This window comes from Pandoraea terrae, assembly GCF_902459695.1.
In the GTDB taxonomy this organism is placed as follows: domain Bacteria; phylum Pseudomonadota; class Gammaproteobacteria; order Burkholderiales; family Burkholderiaceae; genus Pandoraea; species Pandoraea terrae.
The window spans coordinates 135,844-158,123 of record NZ_CABPRZ010000010.1 but is presented as its reverse complement, the minus strand read 5'-3'; the positions used below and the strand labels follow the sequence as shown (position 1 = coordinate 158,123).

Below are 22,280 nucleotides of genomic sequence, written 5' to 3'. Positions count from 1 at the left end.
CCGCCGCCACCGTTTTGGCGCTGCCAGCCGCCTGCTGCGACGGTAACCCTTTCGGTTCGTTTTGCCCAGCATCCGGCCTTTCATGTACCCCGATCTCCCCTGAAATGAAAAAATTTGTATGGTGACGACGACGCCCGGCCGGTTCGTAAGATAATCGGCGCTTTGTCGCCCCTCAATACAGGAGATTCACCATGAAAAAGCTTTGTCTGACCGCACTCTTGGCCATGTTCTCGGTGGCCGCGTTGCCCCCTGCCGTGGCAGCCGAAGCGAGCAGCAGCACCGCCAAGCACGCCGCACCGAAGAAAAAGGCGCCGGCCAAAAAAGCTGCTGTGGCCAAGGAAGACCCGGTGCCGGAAGGCGCCGAGTTGTGGAGCTGCGCCGAAAACGAAAAGCTGAACATCGCCGGCAACATGAAGCGCGACGCCGTGCTGACCATGGCCTGGAAAGGCAAGAACTACAAGCTGCCGCGCCAGACGACCACGACCGGCGCCGACCGCTTCTATGACGCCGCCAGCGGTCTGGACCTCGTCGTGATTCCGTCGAAGGCCATGCTGTTCTCGCACCGCGAACACGGCCGCCTGGCCGACGAGTGCAAGACGCAGGCGATGACCGACGACGCCGCCAAGGCGCCGACCCAGTCGAATGAGTTGTTGAAGTAAGCCGTTTTTATTGTCTTTGCCGGATCACCCAGCCTACGTCATGTCTGCCGCCGCCGCCCTCACCCGTGATTCATCGTGTGCATGGGCTGCGGCCGTTGGCGTCAACGACAAGAAGGGGCCGCAGGACAATCGGAATCCCGGGGCGATGTCTGTGCATCGCTCCGACGACCTGCGCGCGATTCAGCCGTCGCCAGATTGCGCGTAAACCAGGCCCCCATCCCTCACAGGAACCACTCGCTTCGTTTTTCTGTATCACTCAAGGAAAGATCATGGCCCACAATCTCCACAAAACGCTCAAAGAGTTCAAGCTCGGCGGCGACAAGAAAGGCAAGTTCTATTCTCTGCCCCAGCTGGGTAAAGCCCTCGGCGTCCAGGTCGAGCGGCTGCCCGTGTCGATCCGCGTCGTCCTCGAATCCGTGCTGCGCAATTGCGACGGCAAGAAGGTGACGGAAGAGCACGTCAAGCAACTTGCCAACTGGCAACCGTCGGCCGAGCGCGTCGATGAAATCCCGTTCGTCGTCGCCCGCGTCGTGCTGCAGGATTTCACCGGCGTGCCGCTGCTGGCCGATCTGGCCGCCATGCGTAACGTTGCCGAGCGCATGGGTTCGAACCCGAAGCGTATCGAGCCGCTGGTGCCGGTCGACCTCGTCGTCGACCACTCGGTCCAGGTTGACCACTTCCGCGAGAAGAAGGCCCTCGATCTGAACATGAAGCTGGAATTCTCGCGCAACAACGAGCGCTACCAGTTCATGAAGTGGGGCATGCAAGCCTTCGATACGTTCGGCGTCGTTCAGCCGGGCTACGGCATCGTCCACCAGGTCAATCTCGAGTACCTGGCACGCGGCGTGCACAAGAAAGACGGCGTGTTCTACCCGGATACGCTGGTCGGCACCGATAGCCACACCACCATGATCAACGGTATCGGCGTGGTTGGCTGGGGCGTCGGCGGCATCGAAGCCGAAGCCGGCATGCTCGGCCAGCCGGTCTACTTCCTGACGCCGGACGTCGTCGGCGTGGAACTGAAGGGCCGTCTGCGCGAAGGCGTGACCGCCACCGACCTGGTGCTGACCATCACCGAAATGCTGCGCCGCGAAAAGGTCGTCGGCAAGTTCGTCGAATTCTTCGGCGAAGGCACTGCCAGCCTGGCCCTGCCGGACCGTGCGACCATCGCCAACATGGCGCCGGAATACGGCGCGACCATGGGCTTCTTCCCGGTCGATGAAAAGACCATCGACTACTTCGAAGGCACCGGCCGCACCAAGGCCGAGATCGCCGCGTTCGAGTCGTACTTCAAGGCCCAGAAGATGTTCGGCGTGCCGAAGTCGGGTGAAATCGACTACACCAAGGTCCTGACGCTGGACCTGGGTTCGGTGGCTCCGTCGCTGGCTGGCCCGAAGCGCCCGCAAGACCGCATCGAAATCGGCAACGTCAAGTCGACGTTCGGCGACCTGTTCACCAAGCCGACCGCCGAGAACGGCTTCAACAAAACGGCTGAACAGCTCGAAGCCACGTACAAGACGTCCAACGGCATCGACATCAAGAACGGCGACGTTCTGATCGCCGCCATCACGTCGTGCACGAACACGTCGAACCCGAGCGTGCTGCTCGCCGCCGGCCTGCTGGCCAAGAAGGCCGTTGAAGCCGGCCTGAAGGTAGCGCCGCACATCAAGACGTCGCTCGCCCCGGGAAGCCGCGTGGTGACCGAGTACCTGCAAGCCGCCGGCCTGCTGCCGTACCTCGAGAAGCTGGGTTTCGGCGTGACGGCCTACGGCTGCACGACCTGTATCGGCAACGCCGGCGACCTGACGCCGGAGTTGAACGAAGCCATCACCTCGAACGATCTGGTCGCCGCTGCCGTGCTGTCGGGCAACCGTAACTTCGAAGCGCGCATTCACCCGAACATCCGCGCCAACTTCCTGGCCTCGCCGCCGCTGGTCGTCGCCTACGCGATCGCCGGCAACGTCACGACCGACCTGATGACCCAGCCGGTCGGCAAGGGTAAGGGTGGCCGCGACATCTACCTGGGCGACATCTGGCCGACCAGCGAGGAAGTCCACAAGCTGATGAAGTTCGCGATGAATGCCAAGGTCTTCAAGGCGAACTACGACTCCGTGAAGGAGCCGAGCCCGCTGTGGGCCAAGATCAAGGGTTCGAAGGGTCAGGTCTATGATTGGCCGACGTCGACGTATATCGCCGAACCGCCGTTCTTCGATGGCTTCGCGATGCAGCCGAGCGACGATATCAAGCCGATCGCCGGCGCCCGCGCGCTGGGTGTGTTCGGTGACTCGGTCACGACCGACCACATCAGCCCGGCAGGTTCCATCAAGGAAACGTCGCCGGCCGGCAAGTGGCTGCTCGATAATGGCGTGCTGAAGGCCGACTTCAACAGCTACGGCTCGCGCCGCGGCAACCATGAAGTCATGATGCGCGGTACGTTCGCGAACGTGCGCATCAAGAACCTGATGATCCCGGCGAAGGCCGACGGTTCGCGCGTCGAAGGCGGCCTGACGATCCATCAGCCGAGCGGCGAACAGCTGTCGATCTATGATGCGGCGATGAAGTACGTTGCCGAAGAGACCCCGACCATCGTGTTCGGCGGTGAGGAATACGGCACGGGTTCGTCGCGCGACTGGGCCGCCAAGGGCACGCAGCTGCTGGGCGTCAAGGCCGTCGTGGCACGTTCGTTCGAGCGTATCCACCGTTCGAACCTGGTCGGCATGGGTGTCCTGCCCCTGCAGTTCAAGGGCAACGACAGCGCCGATTCGCTGGGCATCACCGGCGAAGAAACGTTCGACATCGAAGGTCTGACGGCCGATGTCAAACCGCAACAGGACCTCACCCTGGTGATCCGTCGCAAGAATGGTGAAACCCAGAAGGTCCAAGTGCTGCTGCGTATTGATACGCCGATCGAAGTCGACTACTACAAGCATGGCGGCATCCTGCCGTTCGTGCTGCGTCAGCTGCTGGCCGCGTAAGCGCTGCTCGCAGGCGCCGGGGTCCTTCGGGTCACCGGCGCAGTCGCTTCATGGAAAAGCCCGGCCGCGTGTGAAATGCACGCTGCCGGGCTTTTTTTCGCCTGATGAATGCGATGCCGTCATGGAAGTCTTTGCAGGGTGATTTTGTCGGCGAGCGACATCCACACGCACCGCATCGAAGGCAATCCGCTACGAGCGGGATAACAAACGCCCCATGGCGGCGATGTCAGCCTCGTCCAGCGAAGCGGTACTGGCCTTCAGCCTCAAACTTTCCAACAACGTACGGTACCGCGCCTGAGCCAGTTCTCGACGCACGCGATACAGCTTGTACTGCGCGTTAAGCACGTCGACGTTCGGGCGAACATGATGCTGATACCCGAACCGGTTTGACTCAAATGCCGTCCGGGCGGAAGCCTCAGCCGCTTCGAGGGCGGCGACGCGCATCAATCCCGTGGTCACACCCACATGGGCTTTTCGCGCCTCGAGACCCGCTGTACGCTGCGCATACGTCAACTCGTCCCTCGCCTTCTCGACCAGCGCCGCCGTCTCCCGAACACGACTTTGCACCGCAAACCCGGCGAAAATCGGGATCTGGATCTGAACGCCTATCTGGCTGGCGTCTCTTCTACCGCCCCAGTAAGGCGCACCACCGTCGCGATGCTGACGCTCACGGCTTGCCACCAGATCGATGTTCGGCAGGTGCCCGGCACGTGCCTTGGCGGTTTCTCGCCGCGCCGTTTCAAGCGTTACCTCACCCAGTTGAACGCCGTACGCCTGAAGCTCAGCCCGGGCAATCCATGCGCCGGACTCGCCGGGTATCGGCCGCGGCAGCGAAATCATTGAGCGCAGCGAATCGACGGCGTCAATGTCGCGGCCAACAATGGCAGCCAGCGCGCTACGCCGCACCTCGAGCACGCCCCGGGCGTCGATCTCGTCGGCCATCGCCTGATCGCAGGTCGCCTGTGCCTCATGGACGTCGACGATCGTGGCATTGCCCAAACGCGCCCCCGCAGAGGCCTGCGCCAATTGCTCCGCGACGGCCGCGAGGTGAGCCTGCGCTAGCGATGCGACGTCTTGCGCCACCAGCAGTTCGAAATAGGCCTCGGATACGCGAAGCATCAGATCCTGATTCGCCTGGGCCAACGCAATGTCAGCCTTTACCGCTGCGAGCTTTCCCTGCTGATAGGTTTGCCAGTCTCCCCAGTGAAACAAGGGCTGTTTCAACGAGACCGTATATCCGGAGGTTTTCTGGTTGCGGTCAGCCGCATAGGCGTTGATATCGCTCCCCCGCATGACATGCCCGCGTATGTCCAGGGACGGCAGCAACCGCGCGCGCGCCTGCGGCAACGCTTCATGGCTCGCCGCATGCGCGGCCCGGGCACTGGAAAACTGTGGGTCGAAACGCAATGCATCGCGATAGAGACCCAACAGATCGCTCGCGATCGCGGAGTTCAGTAAAAATCCGCAAATGGCTGCAACTGCCCAATGGACTGCGCGGTGAGGCAAAAGACCTCGCCGCAAATTTATTCGTGACTTGAACATCGAGGGAGAACGAAGAGGGTTGTCAATGACCAACGATGGCGCGCAAAGCATCCGCATTGACTGATCGATCCGGACCCGCATCGCCCGGCGCCAGCGCGCCCCGGCTCCGAGAGCGAGGCGCGCCGTTCGGATGCGCCGAAGCGCGCTTGGCCGCGTTACATCATTGCCAACTGGCCGCCAGCACAGGCGCAAGCGCGGTGCGATAGTCATCGGGCAGCGTGGACTGTCCGGCGACCGGTGGCGAAAACGCTGCCATCGCACTCACCAGTTGGTCGACCTGGCTATCGGTCAGCGTCTTGCGGTCCGCTGACTTTATCTGGTCGAGATGGAACGCTTCGCCCGCATACCAATTGCGGACAGTCGCCCCATCACGGGTCCCCACCACACTGATTTCAAGGTCGTCGCCGGCGCGGCGAAACCAGATCTGGTCGGAAGCGACGTTGAAAGCGAACTGCAGAACGTCGCTTTTGTTTTCGCCCGCGTCGTGATTGAAGATCGTGTCGTGCCCCCATCCCCGGCCGACCAAATAGGTATCTGAGCCTGGGCCGCCCACCAGATAGTCATCACCGGGCCCTGGGTCCAACACGTCATCACCCGCCCCACCGAGCAACCGATTGTTCCCGTAATTTCCGACCAATCGATTGTTGAGCGCATTGCCCGTGCCATTGATGTAAGCATCGCCCGTCAAGGTGAGGGTCTCGAGGTGATCGCCGAGCGTGAAGGACACCGAGGCACGAACGGTGTCCGCACCTTCACCGTCGCGCTCCACGACGCGATCCGAGGTGTTGTCGACAACGTACGTATCGTTCCCCTTTCCGCCGGCCAGTACGTCTGCGCCGGCACCGCCGTCCAACACGTTGTCCGCGTCATTTCCTGCAAGGCGATTGGCCTTGCGGTTGCCGGTACCGTTGATGGGAGCGCGCCCGGTCAACACCAGCGCCTCAACTTCATCCGGCAACGTATAGCTCAGACTCGACTTGACGGTATCGTACCCGCCGCCCGCCAATTCCTTGATGACGTCGCCCCAATTGTCAACGATGTACGTGTCGTCTCCTGTCCGCCCCTCCATGACGTCGGCGCCCCGCCCCCCTTCCAGCGTGTTGCCGCCGGCATCGCCAGCCACCACGTAACCCCAGGGGGCTCCGGAGATTCGCACTTGATTCGGCGTCACCTGCCTGTCTGGCCCGCCAAAAATAAAGTTCTGCGCCGACAATTGCGCCTGCTGGATGCCGCGAAGGGTGACGTATTGCGTTCCCGATTTCATCTCGCCCAGAAAAACGCGCAAGAATTGTTGGCCGGCGATGACCATATTGCTGAAGGTCAAATCGTCGAACGATGACACGGCCCGGATCTGCGATAGATCGATTTTTTCGTTGGGATTGTCGACTTCGAAATCGTTGATCAGATTCTTCATCACGCCATTCGATGCGGTGTGACTGAGGTCTTCGACGACAACAAAGCGGTCATCGCCGGCGGCCCCCGCCGCCCCGGCACCGGTCAACGCACCGCCCCCCAAATTGAGGGTGCGGGCAAAGAGATCGCCCCCCTCGAAGTCCACCAGCCCCTGGTCGCCTTCGAGATATAGCGTATCGTCGCCGGCATCGCCATTCAGGTAATCCAATCCCTCGTTGCCCCATAGGACATCATTGCCCGGGCCACCCCGGACGACGTCATCTCCCGGGCCGCCATAAATGATGTCGTCGCCGCCCAATGGCGCGTCGGTGGCGATTTCCCCAACCAGCACATCGTTGCCGCCGCCATGGATAATATCGTTGTCGCTGCCCCCGAATACCCGGTCATCGCCATCACCGGCCCAGAAGGTCACACCGCCGTCAGGCAGTACTGCCTGCGCCTTGGCAGCGTTGCTGTCGAAGCCGAACATGCGGCCGTGAGCGATGTCCCGTGGCCGAACGCCCTCATCAACACTGACAAAGTCCCCAAGCGTCAATTTACCGGCATCGACGTTCTTCAGAACGATCGTCTGCCCATCAGAGAGACTCATGCACGAGTCCGCCCCGTCTTGCGAAAAGCGCAACTGCGACTGCGCGTTCGCGCCCATTCCTGACAATACGATGCGATCTTCGCCCACAACAAAATCGGTGATCGTGTCGGCCGAACCGGCGTTGCGTTCGATGACGAAGAAATCCGCACCTGTCCCACCCGTCAGAATGTCGTCGCCGAGCCCCCCGAACAGCGCATCCATGCCCCCATTGCCGGAGAGCGTATCGTTACCCCGGCCGCCAACAAGGACATTCACCTCGTCGTTCCCGGTCAACACGTCGTCAAATTCTCCGCCGACGATGTTTTCGATCGTATTGGCGTTCTCGATCGACAGTGCGGCCCCTGCGACCAAGGCCGTACCGGCCGAGAGATCGACGCGGGTGCTGCTCGAAACTGCCGCGACGTTGATCGTGTCGCTGCCGCCATTCGTATCCTTCAACACGTTGCGGCCATTGCCCGCCAACTCGGCGAATTCATCCGTGTAGACATACTGATCATTGGCCGTTGCCGCGTGGCCCATGGCATTCAGGCTCCACTCATGCAGCACACCGGTATCGCCCGTCACCGTATCGATGACCTGCAGCGTCCAGTTGCCGTCGGCACTCTCGCCTCGATGAAGCGCTGATCCGAATACGAAATCGAGCGTGTTCGATTTATTGAAGCTCGCATCGCCCCGCGAGGCTGGATCACCGGGGCTTTTTCCCGGGCGATCCATGAGGACGGATTCGGTGCCGGATGGCGAAATCAGTTTGATGATCAGATCGCCAGGGCGCGCATGCGTGAGCCGGATACGCACTTCAACGTGTTCGGTCGTGACGCCGGTCTGGGAAATGCTTAGTGAATGTTTGAATCCGTCCGCATTCCCGTCAGGGATTGCCTGATCGAGCAGGCCGGATTCCGGCGCCTTGCGGGCGCCGAACAGATTGTTCTCCGTTTGTTGATCGTCCCACGTCTGTGCCAACTGAACCGCCGCGCGTGCGTCGACCTGACCATATCCGTAGTCATGACTGACATGCATACCGCCCCCGTTCCAGCGCGTCGCTCCGTTTGTCTGCCACGTCGTCTGTGCATCGTCGACTTTGCGCGCCGATAACGCCAGGATTTCCTGAACGTCGCGATAGCCCAGCCTGGGGTTGGCTTCCAGCATCAATGCAACGATGCCGGACACAATCGGCGTCGCGAAACTCGTGCCCTGTACCGTCTTGGCATCGGCGCCGAACGTGGAGCCGTTCGCGTTCTGAAGCAGACTGGACGTGGATGCAATGTTCGATCCCGGCGCGCTGACGAGAATGCTGGCCCCCGGGGATGAGAATGGCTTGCCGCGAACCTGAAGTCGCCCCAGGTCCGTTTCGGCGTTGACGGCGCCGACAACGATGCTGGTGCGTGAATTCGTCAGGCTGCTGTAGTTTCCGTTGCCACCGACGGCACGATCGTTGCCTGCCGCCATGACAATGACCGTGCCAAGACCACCTCGCCCACGCTTCAGCGCATCGAGATATTCTGGCGACGTGTCCCCGATCGACGCCTTATCATAACGAAGGGAGAACCGATCGCTGGATCCCCAGCTATGGTTGACGACGTCATACTCCTGCATGCGCGCGAGGGAAGTCAAATCGTTGGCGTCGAGCCAATGGCCGCCAAGGGTTGCCCCGTACGCGACGCCGACGCCCCCCCGCTCCATTTTTGGATGCCACCATGACGCCGGCGACCAAGGTTGCGTGCTCCGACGTCTTGCCGTCCGCCCCTTCGCCCGCCCTGCGCCCGGGGGTAGCATCGGCCAGCCAGACCGGGTCAATGTTGTCCTTGAGATCCGGGTGCCGAAAATCAAGGATTTCCTTGCTGTTTCCGAATGCGCCGTTGGTTTCGAATTGGCCGATACGCACGCCCTTGCCGCTGTAGTCGCGCCAGACCGGCAGGACATTCGTGTCGTTCAGATACCATTGATCGGTCACGAGATTATCTGACGGCAGGTCGCTCGTTTTCAGGAACACTGCGGCTCGCATCGACGCCTGTTCACCGGTAGCAACCCGCGTCACGATCGCCGCCGGGTTGCCCTTGGCATCGGCCACCGTATATTTGAAGCGCATCACGCCTGTGAAACTCGCGTCGGGAGTGAAAAGCACGTCACCGGCGTCCGTGAGCGCGACGGCGCCTCCGACTGCCTCCATGACTTCCGAGATGCGCAGGACATCGTCCTGGTAATCGATGTCGTTGGCCACCAGTTGCTCTTTTGCGATCAGATGCGTGCCGTGACGCTCGAGGGGCTTTCCGTTCTTGTCGACCAAGACGACATCGGTAACCGGCATTGGATTTTCCAGGCCAGCGCTGGTACCGCCCGGAAGCTCGACCCAAGTCAAATCTTTGAAGCTGGCCTTTTCGACGTCCTTGACGAAGTCGGTGCCATCACGTCCAGCGACCGTATCGCTGATCCAGACGCCACCGTCCCCTCGAGTCACTCGGTACTCGGAGAAGCTGCCGGACAACTGGACGATATCGGTGCCGTCGCCGCCATCGATGCTGTCGTCGCCACCGCCGCCGCGAAGTACATCGTTGCCGGCGCCGCCCATCAACACGTCGTCGTCGGCACCACCGTCGAGAGAGTCGTCACCATCGCCGCCGAACAGACGGTCGCGCCCACGGTGCCCCCGGATCACGTCGTTGCCCGCGCCGCCGTCGATGATGTCGTCGCCATCCTCGCCCGAGAGCGCATCGTTTCCGGCGCCGCCAACGATGATGTCATCACCGGCGCCGCCCGCGATGTAGACGCTGTTGCGCCCGCCGCCGACCAACACGTCGTTCCCGCGCCCGCCATGTACGATTTCGACCTCGGTATCCGCGAGATTGAGCGTGACGGCACGATCGCCAACGACGTGAGCGATGTCCACCCCCGCGCCGCCGTCCACGTATGTGTCGTCTGCATCGATCAGCAGTACATCGTCACCGTCGCCGCCTTCAAGACGATCTGCGCCGATACCTCCCGCCAACCAATTATTGCCGGCATCGCCCTTCAAGGCGTCGTTGCCCCGTCCGCCTACGGCATTGCGCACGCCTTTTTGCGCCACGTCGATGGTTTCGCCGGCGTCATCGCCGGCGACGTATGCACTCCCGGGTGCAAGGCGTTTGTCGCCCTGTTCCGTGTGCACCACGGTGCCGCTGCCGCTTTGCTCGAACGTGCTGCCATTCGGATTCACCAGCAAATTGGCGCCTACGGCTTCTTTCGTCCCGCCGTGCTGGACGAATGTCCCGCGCGCGAGCACTTCATTGCCGTCTCGCACTTCACCGCTCTGTCGAACCGGGTTGAGATCGATGCTTGTAATACCCAGATCATCAAGCGTTTTCAGTTCGGAGGCTTCGTTCGGATCCAGCTGGCCATTGCCGTTGGCGTCGATCCAGCTCTTGCCGTCGTGGTTGGCGTCGACCCACACCGTGACTTGCTGCCAGGCGTCATCGCGATTGTCGAAGACGTTGTCGTTGTTGCTGTCGAGGCTCTTGAGGGCTGCGAAACCGTCCTTGTATCGTTTTTCTCCCGGCGTTCCCTCACTGCCGGCTTCGCCGGTGAAGTATTCCGAGAGGACTTCGGACATATTGTCGATCTTGTCATTGCCGTTGCGGTCCATGACAACAATGCCATCTTCGGGCGATACCCACCCGGTCTGCTCCAGGCTTCCGCCATCGTTGTCGGCATCGAACCAGACGGGCGCCGTGCCGTAGTCGGTCAGTCGTACGCCATCGCCATTCAGATCCAGTATCAGGGGATCGGTCGGCGCGGCCTTCTGCGCCCACGCACCGATGGTGTTGATGATCGCGCCGTTGACGCCGTTCAGCACGCTATTGCCGTCTTCGAGCGGCACGCGGTCGATGACGGGCGTCGACAGGTTGCCGTTGCCCGGCCGCCAGCCGTCCGCAAGAATGCGCGAGGCTGCCACGGATGCGGTGTTGTCGATGAAACCTGCGGCGCTTTGATCGTGATTCAACTTGTCGCGGTCTGCGCGGACATTCCAACTGCCACCACTGATGACAATGCCGTCTTCGACGCGTTGCGTCTGTTGCGCGAAGTCGCTCGCACCTTCGCTCGCGATGCGGCTGTCGGGGTTGACGTTCAGATCGAAATCGTTGGTGACGGCCGGCAAGCTCGGGCGGTTGATGATCTGGCCTTCGTGGACCAGGTCAGGATTCTTGATTTGAGGATTGGCGCGGATGTAGTCTTCTACGCTGACGCCGTCTCGTATCGCCAGTTGCCAGAGACTGTCGCCTTTCTTGATCGTGTAGTTTTGGTCGGAAGGTGCGGCATTGGCGTCGCGGGTGAACTGCCAAGCTCCACCAAGGATTTCCGTGTGCCCGTCTGCAGTTTGTCTCGCTACGTCGATGGATGTCGTGTCGGTGGGGCTAGCTACGGGTTTGAACACCGTCGCGGTTTCTGAAATTGGGACATTTTCACCGGGGCCCAAGACTCGCGGTGCGTCTTTGAGACTGAATTCCATCCGGGTGAAGCCGAGATCAAGAATGGCGTTCTTTCCGGAGGCTTCGGTGAGTTCCTTCCAGAGCCGGGCGGCAATCTTGTTTTCCCCGTAGTAAGCCCCGCCGACTGCGCCACCGATTCGACCAATCCAAGCCCCGCCAGGCACAGGCACTAGCGCACCAACTGTGCCAAACACCGTGGCTCCTACGGCCCCGCCAATCGAGCTCCCGATGATTTTGAAGAGTGCCTCACCAACAATATTGGCGTCACCTTCACCAAGGCCAACGCCTATCTGAAGCGTATTTCCCAAGTTTCCGACCAACCAGATTTTCGCTCCTGGAATCTTTGCCGCCAACTTTGTTTGAGCATCCGCCCCCTTTAACGCCTTCGCCAACGCATCCTGCATACCTTGACTAAAAGCGCCCATACTGGAATCAAATACAATTCGTATCACGCGATGACTATTATCGTTTGAACTCATTTTTTCCTTCTAAATTTTAGAATCGCACTATTGACGATATAACCACGGAAGTTTTTTAGACCAAAAGAACAGCTCCGCAGCGATAATCGCGCTAGCAATCAGGGATAACATCATTATCCAGTATGGAATAAATCCTCCCAAGAATATGGTGATTCTTGAATACCAAAATAACTCCCCCCTCCCGAATCCATATCCACCTCCAGGCAAAATTAACCACGCAAAAAATAATGCACCCACGGAAATAATAAAAGAGAATATCATCCGAGATTTTGAGCGAAACTTACGGATATTTACAACATGCACCCTAAGGGATACCGTTGCACCATAAAATAACGCAACCGGCACCAATGCGATAAATATTGCGACCATCGTCGCATGGTAGAAAATCACGACCTGAGGAATGAGGGACTCGGACGGAACATTCAGCAATTTCGGCGCAACCTTTAAAATCGAAAAAACCCAAATTCGCGCCGATTCAAACGTCAACACGTCAGAAGGAATCAACAATGAAAGAACGGTGGAAATAAAAAACTGGCCGCCGAACAATGCAACAGAAAATAACTTATCCCTTCGATTTGGCTTATGCGATATAGATCTCAAGCATCACCACCTAATTTCCAAAAAATGTCTTTAACTTGATATCCAAACACCCAATCCAAAACACGAGCGCCCTCACGAAAACTAACCGTTTTCCCTTGAATACTCCCTAAAACCACAAACCGCAACCGCAGCGCAATAGGAAGAGAAAGCTATCACCAAATACGGCAAATACCCCCCGAAAAACAAATGAAAGCGCGAATACCACAAGATGCTCCCCTTACCTTGCACATACCCCACTTTCAAAACAATCAACGCACCACATACCCCGACAATTGAAATAACAAATATCCACACCCACTTCATCTTTTCCGGGAAGTTCGCATAGATTTTCTCCCGCTCCACCGAAGGCAATCGCACGCCACCAAATATCGACAGAGGGACAAATACGAGCATTAATGCAATCATTGTCGCGTGATAAAACGGAACAACCTGCACAGCATGAGATTCATTTGGCACATCAAGCAACTCAGGGATTAACGTCAATATGCTTTCCACCCATTTCTCGGCCCACTCATGATGCAACACATCTGATGGCGTCATCACCGCCAACAAGGCCGACAGAGCGAATAAAACATTCCACATACAGAACACAAAATATCGCAATCGAAACACAAGCTTCTCCCATTAAATAGATGCGAACAATTAACCATCAAACAAAAACACTCATGCAACAACCATCATAAATTTCGTATTACTAAATATAGTAAAACCAATCACCAATACAACATCAAAAAATCTATCTCTCCCGAAGGCTCTCCGCCTTGTATTGCATCAACGGACTCAAGAAATACTCAATCACGCGCCGCCGTCCCGTCTTGATCTCCGCAGTGACCGCCATACCGGAAGACAACTTCAGTGCTTTCCCATCCACGCCGATCGATGAGCGCGCCAAGCCAATTCGCGCCGCATAGATCAGCCCGCGCTTTTCGTCCCTGATCGCATCATCGGAAATGCTGATCACCTTTCCCGGAACCGTTCCGTACTTGGTGTATTGAAACGTTTCGACCTTGACCTCCACTGCCTGTCCGACGTGCACAAAACCGACATCCTTGTTTTCGAGAAAGGCCTCGATCTCGACCGGGTTGTCTTTTGGCACGATCGCCATCAGTGCCTGAGCCGGCGTCACCACCCCGCCGACCGTATGCACCGCCAATTGCTGTATCGTGCCGTCGACTGGCGCGACCAACCGCATCAGGCGCTCACGCATTTCGGCTTTGACAAGTTCCTTCGCGAGCGCAGTCACCTTTTGCCCGCCTTCGTTCACGCCATCCAGATGAATTCGGCGCGTCTGGGCAGCCAATTCCGCGCGTTGCCGTTCCGCTTGCCGGGACGCAGCGGCAATTTCGCCCAATCTGCCGCGTTGGGCCGCGAGATCCGCCTCCTGCTCGATGCGAAACTGCTCGCGCTCCAGATAGCTATGCCGCGAAACGAATTGCTTGTCGGCCAGCGCTTCAAAATCGCGCGCCCGTTGTCGGGCAATCGGCACCGTCTGTTCAAGCTTCGTCACCAGCGCACGTGTTGAGCGCATTTCGGCAGCGTGGCGCTCGATTTCGGCGTTAATGCGCGCCATACGCGCTTCGTACTCAGCGAATTGGCCAGAAAGATGCGTGCGCGCTTCCAGCGATTCGGCCGGCGTCACACCCTCCGGCACGTCGAGATCCACTGCACGGCCTTTCTCCAGTGATTCGAGCATCGCGCGCGCCCGAGCCACCTGCATGCGCTCAACCCGAAGATCATTGGCGATCCGGTCCCTATCGGCTTGCACAGCGGTTGCATCCAGTTCGATCAGTACATCCCCGGCACGAACGTTGTCGCCATCACTCACGTGAATCGCCACAACGGCGGCAGTCTCCACCGGCTGAATGACCTTCGTTCGATCGCTCGGGATCAATTTGCCCTGGGCCGTCGCCACGACGTCGACTCGCCCGAAGACCGCCCACAACACGGCGAGCTCGGCAAGGGCCATCAATGTCCACATCGTCGCCCTCGGCAACACGGATACGGGCTTCTCACGCAACGCCAAGGCAGCCGGAAGAAAATCCGCCTCATACGCCAGGTAGTGCCTCGCGTCGGTTTGCCGGCGTCCGGCCCGCGCCTCGCGCAACGCATCGGCGTGGCGCGCCAGCAATTCCCTCAATGCACCCAACCGCGTCATGAGCGTCATCGTCAGCCTCCCTGCATCCCATGCAGTCTTGCGTAAAGGCCGTTGGGGTCCTTGAGAAGATCCGCGTGCGCCCCGCTTTCCGCTATCTGCCCGCGCTCCATGACGACAATCCGGTTCGCGCCGCGCACTGCCGACAGACGGTGCGCCACGATCAGTACGGTTCTGCCACGGCAGATGGCGCGCATATTGGCTTGAACAATGCGCTCCGACTCGTAATCCAGTGCGCTGGTCGCTTCGTCGAAGATCAGAATTCTCGGGTTCGACATCAACGCCCGGGCAATGGCGATCCGCTGGCGCTGCCCGCCGGAAAGCGTCGCCCCATGCTCGCCTACCATCGTGTCGTATCCATCGGCAAGCTCGGCAATGAACTCGTGGGCACCGGCCAGTTCCGCGGCGCGCATCACGGTTTCGAGCGGCGCGCCGGGATCGATCAGCGCAATGTTTTCCCGAACGGTGCCGTTGAAAAGCGTGCTCTCCTGCAGCACGACGCCGACCTGACGGCGCAACGACGACGCGTCGACGAGTGCCAGGTCGATTCCGTCGACAAGGACCCGCCCGCGCTCAGGCACGTACAGGCGCTGAATCAGCTTCGTGAGCGTGCTCTTGCCCGAACCGGAACGGCCGACAATGCCGATCACCTCGCCTTGCCGGATATCGAGTTCGATCGATCTGAGCACTTCCGGCCCATCCGGGCGGTAACGAAATGTCGTGCCCTCGAACCGAATCGCACCGCGTATCGCAGGCAAGGCGCTTTTCGCACCGGCGATTTCCGTACGCGTATTGAGGATGTCCCCGAGACGCTGAACCGATATCCCGGTCTGCTGAAAGTCCGTCCACATCTGGGCCAGCCGCATCACCGGCGTGGCGACATGCCCGGCAAGCATATTGAATGCGATCAACTGCCCAACACTCAACTCAGCTTCGATGACCAGTTTCGCGCCGAAGTACATCGTGGCCACGGTCACGACTTTGCCGACGAGCGACACGCCACCGTTGGCAACGGTGCTTATCGTCGCCGTGCGAAAGCTCGACGCAACGTAAGCGGCGAGCTGCTTATCCCATTTCCGCGTCCACTGCGGCTCAACCGCCATCGCCTTGACCGTATGAATCCCGCTTACCGTTTCCACGAGGAAAGCCTGATTCTCTGCACCTCGATTGAATTTTTCATTCAAGCGCGCCCGCAACGCAGGGGTGAATCCCAGCGTCAGCGCCATGTAGCAAGGCAAGGACCCCACGACAATCCATGTCAACGTCGGGCTGTAATGAAACATGACCGCCAGGAATGCGATCGAGAAAAACAGGTCCAGGACCAACGTAATGGCATTTCCCGTGAGGAACGCACGCACGTTTTCCAGCTCCCGAACACGCGCCACGGAATCGCCAACGCGCCTCGCCTGGAAATAGGCCAGCGGGAGATTCAGCAAATGACGAAATAGTCTGGCGCCGAGCTCGACGTCGATCCGGCTGGTAGTGTGCGCAAACACAAAGGTTCGCAATGCCGTGAGAAGCACCTCGAAGATCACGACGGCCAACAACCCCACCGCGATCACGTCAAGCGTGCTGAAGCCGCGATGGACCAGCACCTTGTCCATGACAACCTGAAAAAACATGGGCGTCACCAGCGCAAACGGCTGCAAGACGAAGGAAACCAGGACGACTTCGGCAAGCAGTCGCCGGTATTTCACAATGGCCGGGACAAACCAGGTAAAGTCAAATCTGGCCATGTCGCCCGCAACCGACGCCCGCGAGGCAAACAGGACAAGCTGGCCATTCGAACGCTCGGAAAATTCGGCCAACGTCAACGTCTGCGGACGCTTTTGCACCGGGTCATGAATCAGTACCTTGTCGCCGTCACATCGCGCGACGATGAAGTAGCCTCCATCTCGCGCGACGGCTACCGCTGGCAACGGCGTTCGGACAAGACGCGCCGCCACTGGCGTGACCACTTTGGCCTTGAGGCCGAGTCGCCTGGCCGCCAGGAGCATGCCTGGCAGTTCCAGTGCCTTGCCGTCGGCGCAGAATTCGTGGGCTATTTGGTCCGCCTCCACGGCGAGCGCGTGGTACCGGGCAATCATCACAAAGGAAGCGAGCCCGGTGTCCAACGACAGGGGCGGTTGGGTACTGGATTCGTCGTCGGCATTCGACGGCAGTGAAGCAGACATAGGTTGTGCGTTTGCTGTAGTGTTTTCATTACCCCCGGCAAGAAGAAGCACCGCTTTTCTGAAGCAAGGCCTGCGCGCCGACTGCCCGGAAGAAGAAGAGACGTTACCGGGGGCCCAGCGCAGACTAAATGAGCAATTTCCGAAAATCTTCCAAAAATTGGCTAATAGGCCCCCTATTCGAGACTGATTGGGACAAAGCGCAGGCCGTTACGCGCACGCCCGGCACCTGAAGAACGCCACGCCGTCATGTCCGAAAATGGCTAGCGCCCTGCGCGATCCGCGCGTAGAGTGACGGCATGCAAGTCATCCACCGTCCTCGCTCATGACCCTCGATCCAGCCGCTTGCTACAAGGCCGTCGCCGCGCGCGACCGCCGCTTCGACGGCTGGTTCTTCGTCGGCGTTTCGTCGACCGGCATCTACTGCCGGCCGGTTTGCGCCGTCAAGACGCCGCGCTTCGAGAACTGCACGTTTTACAGCAGTGCGGCCGCCGCCGAGAAGGCCGGTTATCGTCCGTGCCTCAAATGCCGGCCCGAACTGGCGCCGGGCGTTGCGCGCTTCGACGCGGCGCGCGAACTGGCGGATGCCGCCGCCGCGATGATCGATGACGGCTTCCTCAACGGTGCAGACCTCCCCGGTCTGGCTTCACGTATCGGCGTCACTGAGCGGCACCTTCGGCGCATCTTCGCAGCCGAGTTTGGCGTTTCGCCGGTCGAATACGCACAAACGCAACGGCTGTTGCTCGCCAAGCGTTTGCTCACGGATACGGCATTGCCCGTGACCGACGTCGCACTGGCCGCCGGGTTCGGAAGCGTGCGCCGCTTCAACGGCCTGTTCAAGACGAGATACGGCTTCGCGCCGGGCCGCCTCCGCGCGCATGCGGCCCCGGCGGCCGATGAGGGCGGCCTTGTCTTCCAGTTGGCCTATCGCCCGCCGCTGGCGTGGGACGCACTGCTCGACTTCCTTGGTCATCGCGCCATTGAAGGTGTCGAGCGGCGTGACGGCGATGTGTATTGCCGGACACTGCGCATTGAGCTGGCCGCCGGGGAGGCCGTGACAGGCTGGTGCCGCGTCGCGCAACTGCCCCAGCGGCATGCATTGCAGGTCACCATGCCGCCGCAACTGGCACGGGTGGTACCGCAAGTGCTCGGCAAGCTCCGGCATCTGTTCGATCTCGGCGCCCGGCCGGATGTCATCGACGCGCATCTCGGTCCGTTGGCCGCTGCAAAACCAGGCTTGCGCGTGCCGGGCGCGGTCGACGGACTGGAAATCGCGGTACGCGCGATCGTGGGGCAACAGGTCACGGTGCAAGGCGCACGGCGCGTGCTGGGCCGCCTGACCGAGCGTTTCGGTACACCGTTGGCCGAACCGGTCGAGGGCCTGACACATACGTTTCCGGACGCCGCTGCCCTGGCGAACGCAACCATCGACGCACTGTGCGGCGCGGGATTGATCCGTACGCGTGCGGCGGCGATCCAGGCGGTCGCCGCCGCGTTGCTCGACGGCACGCTTCGCCTCGATCCGCTTGCCCCCCTGGAAGCGACGACCGCGGCGCTGCTCGCGATCAAGGGTATTGGGCCATGGACGGCGCAGTACATCGCGATGCGGGCCCTGGGCTCGCCGGATGCGCTGCCGGCGGGCGATCTGGTGCTGCGCCAGCACCTGCGCCTGAAGGACGAACGCGAAGTGGCGGCCCACGCGGCCCAATGGGCACCCTGGCGCGCCTATGCGGCGTTGCACCTGTGGCGTGAAGCCGCTGCTTTGGCCCAAGGCGAACCCAAAGCCTGAGTTCAGGGGAAGCGCGACGGCATCGGGTCATCCCGGCTGCCGTCCCTCCCGCTGCAGCCCACCACTCGAACAAGGAACCCGGCATGATTTTCCAAGCCCACTATCACAGCCCGCTCGGCGAAATGCTGTTGCTCGCCGACGGAGATGCGCTATGCGGCGTATACTTCGACGGACAGAAGTACTTTCCGACCACCTCCCCCGAATGGCGCGACGGCGGCGATCTCGCGGTCATCGGCCGCACCCGCGCAGCGCTGGACGAATTTTTCCACGAAGGCCGCCGCCGCTTCGATCTCCCGCTTCGCCCGCAGGGTACGCCGTTCCAGAAGCGCGTCTGGGATGCGCTGCGCGCCATCCCCTACGGCAGCACGACGACCTACGGCGCCATTGCGGCGGCTTTCGGCGGCAGCAACCATGCGCGCGCCGTCGGCACGGCCACGGGACGCAATCCGATCTCGGTGATCGTGCCGTGCCACCGTGTCCTGGGGAGCGACGGCACGCTGACCGGCTATGCGGGAGGCCTCGATCGCAAGCGCGCCTTGCTGACGGTCGAAGGCGTCACGCAGGGCGAAACCGGCGCGCTATTCGCCTGATTCTCATGCGATCCCGGTTTCCAGCGCGGGCTTGCCGTACAATCCTGTCTTTATCTGCACCCGATTTGCAAGACTATGCGCTCACGCACCGCCAAACGCTTGACTCCCGACGCTGAAAAGCTGGTCGGCCACGCCCTTGCGCTGGCCGCCTCGGGGAGCCGTATTGAAGACCGATTCTGGGAAGAGCAGCTCGACACCTTGCTCACGCGCCTGCTGCGCACGGGCAACCAGGCCGCGCTCGACACGGCGCTCGACCATCTGCAGGCCAATCACAGTGAAGCCTACGGCGCGCTCGCGGATTTGATCGAATCGCAAAGCGAATCGGCCGAGATCGAAGCCGAGGGACAAACATGGGACGCTTTGCTCGTCGCGATTCCGGTCCTCGCCTGGACACGTTACGCAATCCCGTCGGGCGCGCTGAAGCAAGACGCCCTGCTGCCCCTGTCCGCGCATCTGCATGCCCACGTGGTGGCCGAACAGGCGCGCGCCGTCCTGTCGCCTTACCTGTACAGCATCGACCAGCTGCCGCGCACGCATTGCGAGGCATGGCGCGTTACACAGCAACTCGCGCAAGCGGCCGTCGAACGTACGGAAGCCCGTCAGCCGACCGGCGACCTGCCCGAAACCGCGCCGATTCTGGCCGATCCCCGTTTCCTGCTCGCCGCCGTCGCCGTGCCGCGCGGCGCGCCGATGTTCCGTTGGCAGGAAGACGGCCCGCGTCACGCCGAACGCGGCCAGTGCCAGGAACAATGGGCCACGCAAGGCGGCCCCAACCTGGGCGCACTGCTGCCCGGCTGCGAGATCGAGTCGCTGCTGCCCGATGCCTACTATGCCAGTTGCCGCGAAGCCGACGAACGCATCCGTCCGCATACGATCCGCACGGCCCTGCGTTACCTTGAAGACGTGCTCACATTGACGCCGGTGGAATTGCGCGCGGTGGTGGCCGGATTCGGCGAGCAGAATATCGACGAATACCGCGTCGCGTTCACCCAACGCGGCAGCAACGATGTGATCTACGGTGTGGTGTGGCCGCTGTACGGGCGCGAGAACGGCGAAGTCGAAGGCGGCGCACTCGAGGAAGTGACCGACCTGCTCAAGGAATGCGGCGTGACGGAAATCCGCAAGCATCCGGGCCGTTTCGATCCCGAATTTTGCGACGACTGCGGCGTGCCGCTTTATCCGGATCCGCTCGGAGAAGTGGTCCATGCGGAAATGCCGGAAGACGCGGAACCCAACCGGCCGCATTTTCATTGAGTCGGAGCGGAGGTTGCCACGGATGTCCGCGGCAGCCCCCTCCTGTCATTGCGCTCGGGTCGACACCCTTGGCAAGTTTGCCGCGCATCGATACAACGGGTGGCCGGATGCGAGGTACTTCCGTTCAAACGGCGTCATCGGCGCCTCGGGCACCCATGCTTGCAGGTCGACCGGAACACCGGTCAGCCGCGTCAATGCAAACGCGAATTCGTCGATGTAGACGGGCCAGTTGCTGCGGCATTCGATGATGCCGCCGAGCGCCGCCACCGTCGGGAATACCGGATGCCCATGCCACCGCCGGGCCAGTTGCCCGATTTTCGGCCACGGATTCGGATATAGTATGTAGTGCCGCGCCGGCGCAATCCCGGCGTCATGCAACTGCCGCCAGAAATCGACGAGATCGGCGCGCACCCACGCGAAATTCTCAGGCCACTCGCCATCCCACCAATCTTTCCCGCGCGTGATGCGGCTCGCCGACTGGTCGACGCCGATCACGAAATGATCCGGGTACTGCGTCGCCAGATGCAGCGTGCTTTCGCCGACACCGCACCCCGCGTCGATGATCAACGGCGCTGCGCCCGCCGCACGCCACGCCGCCATCGCCGCATCGAACGCCGGCGCGCTATAGGCCGCGAGCGGCTTGCGGAACGGCGCGCCGCAATGCCGGTCGAGCAACTCGGCGAGCTTGTCGTGCGGACCGGCTTGGGGGCTCGTGACGGGACGGGAATTGGCGAACATGCGGAACAGGAATAAGAAATGCGAGGCGCTCAAGACGGCATTGTAGCGCGCCGTAATCTTGGCTGACGCGCGAAAACCGGCCCGCCGGCCGTTCAGCCGTTTTTTTCGGTTAAGATGGAACTCGCTGCCGCGACGTGTTTCATATAGCGTCGCCTGTGCGCGGCGATTCCGAGGTGTCCGCAGCGTGCATTGCCACCGCGGATGTTCAAGTGCCCCCAAAGCGCCCCCCCGAGATACGTCCAAGCAATGTCCAACCGATTTTTGAATCGCGCCGTGCGCGGCCTGATGCGTGCCCTGTGCACGGCCGCAGCGGCCGCCACCCCGCTCGGCCTGCCTGCCGCAGCGCATGCCGTTACCCTCGAACAGCACCGTGCGCTGGTCGACCAATTCATCAACGAACGTCACGCCGATCCGCTCGTGGCCGATTGCGCCGCGCACGCGAGCTTCGTTGTCGCAACGCTGCCCGGCTACCAGAGTGTCGAGTATGGCCCCGAAGCGCTCGATGCCGGCCATGCCAAGGTCGAGCCGTGGCAAGGCCATTTCGACGACCGCAAGCAGAAGATCGACGTGTCGCAGGTCGTGACGCTCGAAGCCGCAGGCAAGCGCGTGAACGGCACCACCGATGTCGTCCATGTCCGCTGCGGCTACGCCGAGGGCCGGATGATGGCGTTCGACTACACCTCGCCGCTGCCTACGGTCGAGCAGCCCAAGCACGCCAAACGCACACGCGGGGGCGCGAAAAGCCACGCCGTGGCCGGCAAATCGGGCGGCAAGCGCAGCACGGCGAGTGCGTCGTCGCGCAAATCAACCTCGAAAGCGGCGCCGAAGTCGTCGGCCAGCAAGAAAAGCGCGGCGGCACAGCCCTGACC

At 61.1% G+C, this 22,280-nt stretch carries 14 protein-coding genes; 6 read left to right on the top strand and 8 right to left on the bottom strand.

Annotation, left to right across the window (positions count from 1 at the left end; genetic code table 11):
- Positions 1-191 precede the first annotated feature (191 nt).
- Positions 192-659: a hypothetical protein gene (locus PTE30175_RS13875; RefSeq protein WP_150697645.1), complete on the top strand. Its 468-nt coding sequence runs from the start codon at positions 192-194 to the stop codon at positions 657-659.
- Positions 660-928: 269 nt separating this feature from the next.
- A complete protein-coding gene (gene acnA / locus PTE30175_RS13870) occupies positions 929-3,634 on the top strand; it encodes an aconitate hydratase AcnA (protein WP_150697644.1) in 2,706 nt (901 codons plus the stop codon).
- 189 nt (positions 3,635-3,823) lie between these two features.
- On the opposite strand, the gene PTE30175_RS13865 is transcribed toward acnA, so the two are convergent.
- From PTE30175_RS13865 to PTE30175_RS13835, 7 genes are all read right to left on the bottom strand, one after another.
- Positions 3,824-5,062 (bottom strand): TolC family outer membrane protein, encoded by a 1,239-nt coding sequence (locus tag PTE30175_RS13865; protein ID WP_191629052.1) that lies wholly within the window; start codon positions 5,060-5,062, stop codon positions 3,824-3,826.
- A 274-nt stretch (positions 5,063-5,336) separates the two neighbouring features.
- Positions 5,337-8,858 (bottom strand): S8 family serine peptidase, encoded by a 3,522-nt coding sequence (locus tag PTE30175_RS29040; RefSeq protein ID WP_191629050.1) that lies wholly within the window; start codon positions 8,856-8,858, stop codon positions 5,337-5,339.
- Entirely contained in the window at positions 8,758-11,832 is a 3,075-nt protein-coding gene (locus tag PTE30175_RS13855) for a cadherin-like domain-containing protein (protein WP_191629049.1), read from the bottom strand. The genes PTE30175_RS29040 and PTE30175_RS13855 overlap by 101 nt, the downstream gene beginning before the upstream one ends.
- Positions 11,833-12,144: 312 nt before the next feature.
- On the bottom strand, positions 12,145-12,717 hold the full coding sequence (locus PTE30175_RS13850) for a hypothetical protein (RefSeq protein ID WP_150697640.1): 573 nt from the start codon (positions 12,715-12,717) through the stop codon (positions 12,145-12,147).
- 81 nt (positions 12,718-12,798) lie between these two features.
- The gene (locus tag PTE30175_RS13845) at positions 12,799-13,329 is read right to left on the bottom strand and encodes a hypothetical protein (RefSeq protein ID WP_150697639.1); all 531 of its coding nucleotides are present in this window, start codon (positions 13,327-13,329) and stop codon (positions 12,799-12,801) included.
- 124 nt (positions 13,330-13,453) lie between these two features.
- Complete coding sequence (locus PTE30175_RS13840; protein WP_224788763.1) at positions 13,454-14,881, bottom strand: HlyD family type I secretion periplasmic adaptor subunit; 1,428 nt, start codon at positions 14,879-14,881, stop codon at positions 13,454-13,456.
- Between the two features lie 2 nt (positions 14,882-14,883).
- Positions 14,884-17,043, bottom strand: a complete 2,160-nt coding sequence (locus PTE30175_RS13835; protein WP_150697638.1) for a type I secretion system permease/ATPase — start codon at positions 17,041-17,043, stop codon at positions 14,884-14,886.
- Positions 17,044-17,365: 322 nt separating this feature from the next.
- Here PTE30175_RS13835 and PTE30175_RS13830 point away from each other — a divergent pair, with 322 nt between their 5' ends.
- The 3 genes from PTE30175_RS13830 (at position 17,366) to PTE30175_RS13820 (ending at position 20,673) form a co-directional block, all read left to right on the top strand.
- Positions 17,366-18,829 (top strand): DNA-3-methyladenine glycosylase 2, encoded by a 1,464-nt coding sequence (locus tag PTE30175_RS13830; protein WP_150697637.1) that lies wholly within the window; start codon positions 17,366-17,368, stop codon positions 18,827-18,829.
- Positions 18,830-18,912: 83 nt separating this feature from the next.
- Positions 18,913-19,419, top strand: a complete 507-nt coding sequence (locus PTE30175_RS13825) for a methylated-DNA--[protein]-cysteine S-methyltransferase (protein ID WP_150697636.1) — start codon at positions 18,913-18,915, stop codon at positions 19,417-19,419.
- Between the two features lie 75 nt (positions 19,420-19,494).
- Positions 19,495-20,673 (top strand): DUF2863 family protein, encoded by a 1,179-nt coding sequence (locus tag PTE30175_RS13820; RefSeq protein WP_150697635.1) that lies wholly within the window; start codon positions 19,495-19,497, stop codon positions 20,671-20,673.
- Positions 20,674-20,718: 45 nt separating this feature from the next.
- On the opposite strand, the gene trmB is transcribed toward PTE30175_RS13820, so the two are convergent.
- The gene (gene trmB / locus PTE30175_RS13815; RefSeq protein ID WP_150697634.1) at positions 20,719-21,411 is read right to left on the bottom strand and encodes a methyltransferase domain-containing protein; all 693 of its coding nucleotides are present in this window, start codon (positions 21,409-21,411) and stop codon (positions 20,719-20,721) included.
- A 246-nt stretch (positions 21,412-21,657) separates the two neighbouring features.
- Here trmB and PTE30175_RS13810 point away from each other — a divergent pair, with 246 nt between their 5' ends.
- Positions 21,658-22,278: a BspC domain-containing protein gene (locus PTE30175_RS13810; protein WP_150697633.1), complete on the top strand. Its 621-nt coding sequence runs from the start codon at positions 21,658-21,660 to the stop codon at positions 22,276-22,278.
- Positions 22,279-22,280 lie beyond the last annotated feature (2 nt).

Excerpts from the sequence above, each read along its gene's own strand:
- PTE30175_RS13875 (WP_150697645.1), top strand. The coding sequence starts at position 192 with ATGAAAAAGCTTTGTCTGACCGCACTCTTGGCCATGTTCTCGGTGGCC.
- acnA (WP_150697644.1), top strand. The coding sequence starts at position 929 with ATGGCCCACAATCTCCACAAAACGCTCAAAGAGTTCAAGCTCGGCGGC.
- PTE30175_RS29040 (WP_191629050.1), bottom strand. The coding sequence starts at position 8,858 with ATGGAGCGGGGGGGCGTCGGCGTCGCGTACGGGGCAACCCTTGGCGGC.
- PTE30175_RS13840 (WP_224788763.1), bottom strand. The coding sequence starts at position 14,881 with ATGACGCTCATGACGCGGTTGGGTGCATTGAGGGAATTGCTGGCGCGC.
- PTE30175_RS13835 (WP_150697638.1), bottom strand. The coding sequence starts at position 17,043 with ATGTCTGCTTCACTGCCGTCGAATGCCGACGACGAATCCAGTACCCAA.
- PTE30175_RS13830 (WP_150697637.1), top strand. The coding sequence starts at position 17,366 with ATGACCCTCGATCCAGCCGCTTGCTACAAGGCCGTCGCCGCGCGCGAC.
- PTE30175_RS13825 (WP_150697636.1), top strand. The coding sequence starts at position 18,913 with ATGATTTTCCAAGCCCACTATCACAGCCCGCTCGGCGAAATGCTGTTG.
- PTE30175_RS13820 (WP_150697635.1), top strand. The coding sequence starts at position 19,495 with ATGCGCTCACGCACCGCCAAACGCTTGACTCCCGACGCTGAAAAGCTG.
- trmB (WP_150697634.1), bottom strand. The coding sequence starts at position 21,411 with ATGTTCGCCAATTCCCGTCCCGTCACGAGCCCCCAAGCCGGTCCGCAC.
- PTE30175_RS13810 (WP_150697633.1), top strand. The coding sequence starts at position 21,658 with ATGTCCAACCGATTTTTGAATCGCGCCGTGCGCGGCCTGATGCGTGCC.